This window comes from Streptomyces poriferorum (assembly GCF_019399235.1).
Lineage (GTDB): Bacteria > Actinomycetota > Actinomycetes > Streptomycetales > Streptomycetaceae > Streptomyces > Streptomyces poriferorum.
This window is the reverse complement of the sequence record NZ_JAELVH010000328.1, coordinates 1-6,501: the sequence shown is the minus strand read 5'-3', so window position 1 is coordinate 6,501 and position 6,501 is coordinate 1. Positions and strand designations below refer to the sequence as shown.

General features: G+C 71.7%; 7 protein-coding genes. 3 read left to right on the top strand and 4 right to left on the bottom strand.

The window, feature by feature from the left end:
• Window positions 1-101 precede the first annotated feature (101 nt).
• Together JGS39_RS34680 and dapE are read right to left on the bottom strand one after the other, a co-directional pair.
• Window positions 102-887, bottom strand: a complete 786-nt coding sequence (locus tag JGS39_RS34680) for an LOG family protein (RefSeq protein WP_219573724.1) — start codon at window positions 885-887, stop codon at window positions 102-104.
• Window positions 888-982: 95 nt separating this feature from the next.
• The gene (gene dapE / locus JGS39_RS34675) at window positions 983-2,062 is read right to left on the bottom strand and encodes a succinyl-diaminopimelate desuccinylase (RefSeq protein WP_219573723.1); all 1,080 of its coding nucleotides are present in this window, start codon (window positions 2,060-2,062) and stop codon (window positions 983-985) included.
• 35 nt (window positions 2,063-2,097) lie between these two features.
• Between dapE and JGS39_RS34670 the strand changes: the two genes are divergently transcribed.
• Both JGS39_RS34670 and JGS39_RS34665 read left to right on the top strand, forming a co-directional pair.
• On the top strand, window positions 2,098-3,045 hold the full coding sequence (locus JGS39_RS34670; RefSeq protein ID WP_219573722.1) for a hypothetical protein: 948 nt from the start codon (window positions 2,098-2,100) through the stop codon (window positions 3,043-3,045).
• Window positions 3,046-3,330: 285 nt separating this feature from the next.
• On the top strand, window positions 3,331-3,735 hold the full coding sequence (locus tag JGS39_RS34665) for an ATP-binding protein (protein ID WP_219573721.1): 405 nt from the start codon (window positions 3,331-3,333) through the stop codon (window positions 3,733-3,735).
• Window positions 3,736-3,836: 101 nt separating this feature from the next.
• Here JGS39_RS34665 and JGS39_RS34660 read toward each other — a convergent pair whose 3' ends face one another.
• Window positions 3,837-4,931 (bottom strand): succinyldiaminopimelate transaminase, encoded by a 1,095-nt coding sequence (locus JGS39_RS34660; RefSeq protein WP_219573720.1) that lies wholly within the window; start codon window positions 4,929-4,931, stop codon window positions 3,837-3,839.
• A 115-nt stretch (window positions 4,932-5,046) separates the two neighbouring features.
• Window positions 5,047-5,367 carry a ferredoxin gene (fdxA, locus tag JGS39_RS34655; protein WP_018956287.1) on the bottom strand — a complete coding sequence of 107 codons (321 nt, stop codon included), beginning with the start codon at window positions 5,365-5,367 and terminating at the stop codon, window positions 5,047-5,049.
• A 117-nt stretch (window positions 5,368-5,484) separates the two neighbouring features.
• Between fdxA and JGS39_RS34650 the strand changes: the two genes are divergently transcribed.
• Entirely contained in the window at window positions 5,485-6,486 is a 1,002-nt protein-coding gene (locus tag JGS39_RS34650; RefSeq protein ID WP_219573719.1) for a GNAT family N-acetyltransferase, read from the top strand.
• Window positions 6,487-6,501 lie beyond the last annotated feature (15 nt).

Sequence of the window (6,501 nt, the reverse complement as noted above, 5' to 3'; positions counted from 1 at the left end):
TCCGCCCCGGACCCCGCTCCTCAAGCGCCGGAGAGGCTGGAGCACGCGCGGAGGGCCGGACAGTACGCGGGGAGGGGCTGGAGAGTACGCGGGGCGAGGCCCTACCGCCCGACCTCCTTCGTCACCAGGTTCACCGCCTCGTCCACGTCGTCCGTGACGTGGAACAGCAGCAGGTCCTTCGCCGACGCCTTGCCCTGGGCCACCACCGTGTCCCGCAGCCAGTCCACCAGGCCGCCCCAGTACTCCGTGCCGAACAGCACGATCGGGAAGCGGGTGACCTTGCCCGTCTGCACGAGGGTGAGGGCCTCGAAGAGCTCGTCCAGGGTGCCGAGGCCGCCGGGCAGGACGACGAAGCCCTGTGCGTACTTCACGAACATCGTCTTGCGGACGAAGAAGTAGCGGAAGTTGACGCCGATGTCGACGTGCGGGTTGAGACCCGACTCGAAGGGCAGCTCGATGCCGAGGCCGACCGAGACGCCCTTCGCCTCCCGGGCCCCCTTGTTCGCCGCCTCCATCGCTCCGGGGCCGCCCCCGGTGATCACCGCGAAGCCTGCCTCGACGAGCGCCCGGCCGATGCGTACACCCGCCTCGTACTCCGGCTCACCGGCCGGTGTGCGGGCGGATCCGAAGACGCTGATGGCGCTGGGCAGTTCGGCGAGCGCGCCGAAGCCCTCGACGAACTCCGACTGGATGCGCATGACCCGCCACGGGTCGGTGTGCACCCACTCGGAGTCGCCCTCGGAGTCCAGCAGCCGCTGATCGGTCGTGCCCGGCTGCACCTGGTCCCTGCGGCGCAGCACCGGGCCGAGTCGCTGTTCCTCGGGCCTGACCGCACCCTCGGGGACCTCCGCGCCCTCAGGGATCCTTGCGTCCTCCGCGTTGCCCATGACTGCTCCCTACGCCGACGTCAGAGCCGCCCTGCGGCGCCCTGTCCCATGCCAGCGTAGATCTCCGGAGGTTACGGGCAGGGGAATGCGAGGGGTCAGGTCGTGAGCCAGGAGCGGAGCCGGTCCTCGCAGTGGGTGATCCGTTCGACCTTCACGTGCTCGTTGCGCTTGTGGGCGAGGATCGGGTCGCCGGGTCCGTAGTTCACCGCGGGAACGCCGAGGCCGCCGAAACGTGCCACGTCCGTCCAGCCGAACTTGGGCTCGGCCGTGCCGCCGACCGCGTCCATGAAGGCCTTGGCCGCGGGGTGGGACAGGCCCGGCATGGCCGCGCCGGAGTGGTCGTCGACGATGAATTCGGCGACGCCGCAGTCGGCGAACACCTCGTGCACATGGGCGATGGCCTGCTCGGCGCTCAGGTCGGGGGCGTAGCGGTAGTTCACGACGACGGTGCAGGCGTCGGGGATGACGTTGTTGGCGACGCCGCCCTCGATCCGTACGGCGTTGAGCCCCTCGTGGTACTCCAGTCCGTCGATCACCGGCTTGCGCGGTTCGTACGCGGCGAGCCTTTCGAGGACGGGCGCGGCAGCGTGGATGGCGTTGGACCCCATCCAGCTGCGGGCGGAGTGCGCCCGCTCACCCTCCATGCGCAGGAAGACGCGCAGCGTGCCCTGGCAGCCGCCCTCGACCTCTCCGTTGGATCCCTCCAGGAGGACGGCGAAGTCGGCCGTCAGCCAGTCGGGGTGGGCGGCGGCGATGTGTCCGAGGCCGTTGAGGTCGGCGGCGACCTCTTCGTTGTCGTAGAAGACGAAGGTGAGGTCGCGGTTGGGCTCGCGCACGGTCGCGGCGATCCTCAGCTGGACGGCGACGCCCGACTTCATGTCGGAGCTGCCGCAGCCCCACAGCAGGCCGTCCTCGTCGAGGCGCGAGGGCACGTTGTCGGCGATCGGCACGGTGTCGATGTGACCCGCCAGTACGACGCGCTCGGCGCGGCCCAGGTTCGTCCTGGCCACGACGTTGTTGCCGTGCCGGTCGACGGTCAGGTGCGGAAGGGTCCGCAGCGCCGACTCGATGGCGTCGGCGAGCTCCTTCTCCTCCCCGCTGACCGAGGGGAAGTCGACGAGCCATGCGGTGAGCGCGGGTCCGTCCAGTGTGAGGTCAAGCGTGCTTTCGGCCATGGCTACGACCCTAGTGCCTCGCGTACGGTGGCCCCGTGCCCCGGACCGTTGCCCCCGCCCGCCGACACACCGCCCGCAGCCGCCGTCTGCGCCTCACGGCGGCCTTTGCCGTGCTCGTGGCGGTGGCCGGTTATATGACCGTGCAGTACGTGACCGGCGGCACGAGCTCCGACCAGTGCACCGTGGAGTCGGCGGACGGTTCGGCCGGCGAGGGACGGACGTACCGGCTGACCTCGGAGCAGGCGGCGAACGCCGCGACGATCTCCGCGGTCGGAACCACCCGGGGCATGCCGGAGCGCGCGGTGACGATCGCGCTGGCGACCGCGCTGCAGGAGTCCGGGCTGCGCAACATCGAGCACGGCGACCGGGACTCGCTGGGCCTCTTCCAGCAGCGCCCGTCGCAGGGCTGGGGCACCGAGAAGCAGATCCTGGACCCCGTGTACTCGGCCGGGAAGTTCTACGAGCACCTGGCCGAGGTGCCCGGCTACTCACGGCTGCCGCTCACCGTGGCCGCGCAGCGGGTCCAGCGCAGTGGCTTCCCGCAGGCGTACGCCAAGCACGAGCCGGATGCCGCGCTGCTGGCAGCGGCGCTGACCGGCCGGGCACCCGCGGCCCTGAACTGCGATCCGCCGCGGAGCACCGCCGGGACGGGCGAGGCGGCGAAGGTCCGGGCCGCGCTCGTGGGCTCCTTCGGCAAGGACGTGCTGCCTTCCGAGGACGCGGCGGCAGCGGAGACCCCGGCCGCCGGTGCGGCCGCGGGCACGGGGACGCTCTCGGTTCCGGTGCAGACGGCGCGCAGGGCCGGCCAGGACGGCATTCCGCAGCGCGGCTGGGAGCTCGCGCACTGGGCGGTCGCGCAGTCCGAGGCGCTCGGCATCGACGAGGTCGCCTACGCCGGCAAGAAGTGGGACTCCGGGTCGGGCTGGCGGACGGAGCGCAAGGATTCGGGCACCACCGCGGTCCGGATGCGACTCGCGCAGTAGTACGACCGGTCACCCGTACGGGGGGTCCGCTCCCTCTCCGTACGAGCTCCGTACAGCGTCCCGCAGACCGCCTTCCGCGCGCAGCTATCGCCTTGCGGCGAAAGGGAAGTGACGGTTCGGCGCATGGCCGCGTCCTGCCTTGTCCGCCCGGGTTTCTTCATTGCGGATTATGTGACGCATTACGCGATCTTTACCCCGGCACACCGCAACCTCTCCCTCCCCCACGACGGTTGTCATTGCGTCCGACCACGGACACCAGGTTTTCCACCCCGTCGAAGGAGCATCATGTCCCTCCCCCTGACCCGTCGGATCGCCCGTACCGCGCTGCTGATCGCGGCGGGTGCGGCCCCCGTGGTCGGTGCGGCCGGTGCCGCGGGTGCCGCGGAGCTCTCGCAGGCCCCGGAGCTCGGCGGTCTCACCACCGTCGAGGGCGCCGGACTCGGCCAGGCCGTCGACGCGGCCCAGCCGGCCGCCGACACCGCGGGCAAGGCCGGCGGCAAGGTCGTCGGGACCACGCTGCCGGTGGCGGCCAAGACCCTCGGCGAGGCGGGCGGCAAGGCCGCGCCCGCGGCGAAGGGTGCCGGCAAGGCCGCCAAGGGTGGCGCGAGTGACACCCTCGGCGACGCGACCGGTGCCGTGACCAAGGGCGGCCTGCCCACCGACAGCCTCGGCGGTCTGCCGATCGGCTGATCCGCACCACGTCCGTACGTGGGAGGGGCCCCGGGAGTGCGCACTCCCGGGGCCCCTCCCACGTACGGATCCCGCGTCCGGATCCCGCGTACGGGCGCGGCTCAGCCCAGTCGCTTGACCGCGGCAGCCACGCGCTCGTCGGTCGCCGTGAACGCCACGCGCACGAATCGGTCGCCCGCAGGCCCGTAGAAGTCACCGGGCGCCACCAGGATGCCCAGCTCCGCCAGGTAGGCCACGGTGTCCCAGCAGGGCTCGTCGCGGGTCGCCCAGAGGTAGAGGCTCGCCTCGCTGTGCTCGATGCGGAACCCGTGGGCCTCCAGCGCCGTACGCAGGGCCGTACGCCGGTCCGCGTACCGGGTGCGCTGCTCGGCCACGTGCGTGTCGTCGCCGAGCGCGGCCACGGTCGCCGCCTGGACGGGGGCCGGCGTCATCATCCCGCCGTGCTTGCGGATCAGCAGCAGCTCGCTCAGCACGGCCGCGTCGCCCGCGATGAAGGCGGCGCGGTAGCCGGCGAGGTTGGAGCGCTTGGAGAGCGAGTGGACGGCGACGACGCCCTCGTACGTACCGCCGCAGACGTCCGGGTGGAGCACGGAGACCGGTTCGGCCTCCCAGCCCAGCTCCAGGTAGCACTCGTCGCTGAAGACCAGCACGTCGTGCTCGCGCGCCCAGGCGACGATCCGGGTCAGCTCGTCCTTGGCGAGCACCTTGCCGGTCGGGTTGGACGGCGAGTTGAGCCAGAGCAGCTTCAGTCCGGCCGGATCGAGCTCGGTCGGGTCGTCGTAGACGACGGGTTCGGCACCGCACAGCCGGGCGCCGACCTCGTACGTCGGGTAGGCGAGCCGCGGGTAGGCGACCTTGTCACCGGCGCCGAGGCCGAGCTGGGTCGGCAGCCAGGCCACGAGCTCCTTGGAGCCGACGACGGGCAGCACGTTCCCGTGCGTGACCGAGACCGCGCCCAGGCGCCGCTCCACCCACCCGGTGAGGGCGTCGCGCAGCGCGGCCGTCCCCCACACCGTCGGATAGCCGGGGCTGTCCGCCGCTGCGACGAGCGCCTGCTGGATCAGCTCGGGCACCGGGTCGACGGGCGTACCGACGGACAGGTCCACGATGCCGTCCGGGTGGCTCGCGGCCGTCGACTTGTAGGGCGCGAGCCTGTCCCAGGGAAAGACCGGGAGGCGGGAGGAGACTGCGGACACGGATCTCTGCTTTCTCGTACGGGTGTTCATGCGGCGGGCACGGCGGGGAAAACACCCCGGTCCCGTACGGTGACGAGCCGTACGGGACCGGGGCGACGCACGTGCCGGAGCGCTGCTACTGGTTCTGCGGCGGCAGCGCGGCGATGAACGCGTGGTCGCGCTCGATCAGACCCAGCTTGGAGGCACCACCCGGCGACCCGAGGTCGTCGAAGAACTCGACGTTCGCCTTGTAGTAGTCCTTCCACTCCTCCGGGGTGTCGTCCTCGTAGAAGATCGCCTCGACCGGGCAGACCGGCTCACAGGCTCCACAGTCGACGCACTCGTCCGGGTGGATGTACAAGGACCGCTGGCCCTCATAGATACAGTCGACGGGGCACTCTTCGATGCAGGCCTTGTCCTTTACGTCGACACAAGGCTGCGCGATGACGTAGGTCACGCTGTCGTTCCTCCTCGGTAGGGCGTTGGCTCTCGCGCGGGAGCGCGGCGTCGTCGATGCCCGCACCTAGTATCTCCGTTCCCGGGCACGATCCGAACAGGAGGGGCGGACAGAGCTGTGGAATTCACCATGGGCGGACGGCTGGAGGTCCGAATTGCACCGGCTGACGTGGGCAAACGGGTATCAGTCCGGCGCCTGACCGAGAATGGCGCCCAGGGCCCGAAATTCACCGACACGGTCGGTGTTCTCACATCCTGGAACACGGGTGTGCTGTCGGTCACACCGAAGAGCGGCGAGTCCGTCCGGATCCCGGAATCCTCCCTGGTGGCGGGCAAGGTCGTACCGGCCGCTCCGGCCCGCAGGCGCGGCCCCGCGGCCTCCTTCGCCGAACTCGCGTCGGTCTGCGCACGCGCCTGGCAGCCCGTGGAGAGCGAACCGCTGGGTGACTGGCGGCTGCGCGCCTCCGGCGGTTTCACCCGGCGGGCCAACTCCGTACTGCCGCTCGGCGATCCGGGTATACCGCTCGACGCGGCGCTCCGGCGGGTCAGCCAGTGGTACGCGGACCGGGGCCTGCCCGCGTACATCCAGACCGCGACCGGCGCCGAGGGTGCGCAGGAGGAGTTGTGCGCGGCGCTGGAGGGGCACGGGTGGCGGCGGGAGGTGACCGCGGAGGTGCGGATCGCCGCGCTGGCTCCGATCGGTGACCTGGCCGCGGAGGTGTCGCGGGTGCGGCTGAGCCGCACGGTGGACGACACGTGGCTCGCCCGCTACCAGCGGGTCGGGACACCGGGCCCGCAGGTGTCCGCGGTCCTGGGCGGCGGCCCTTCGGTGTGGTTCGCGACGGTGCCGGGCGAGGCGGGGGACGAGGCGCCCGCCGCGATCGGGCGGTGTGTCGTGGACGGGCGGTGGGCCGGTTTCATGGCCGTCGAGGTGGCTCCCGAGCACCGCAGGAGGGGGCTCGCCACCACCGTGATGACCGCGCTGGCCCGGCAGGCTATGGACGAGGGCGCGTCGGCCGCGTGGCTCCAGGTGGAGGCGGACAACGAGGGGGCCCGCGCGCTGTACGACGGCATGGGCTTCGCGAGGCACCACCTGTACCACCACTTCCGGGCAGCCTAGGTGTTCTGTCCACGG

Coding starts and splice junctions, on each gene's coding strand:
- JGS39_RS34680 (WP_219573724.1), bottom strand. CDS start 887: ATGGGCAACGCGGAGGACGCAAGGATCCCTGAGGGCGCGGAGGTCCCC.
- dapE (WP_219573723.1), bottom strand. CDS start 2,062: ATGGCCGAAAGCACGCTTGACCTCACACTGGACGGACCCGCGCTCACC.
- JGS39_RS34665 (WP_219573721.1), top strand. CDS start 3,331: ATGTCCCTCCCCCTGACCCGTCGGATCGCCCGTACCGCGCTGCTGATC.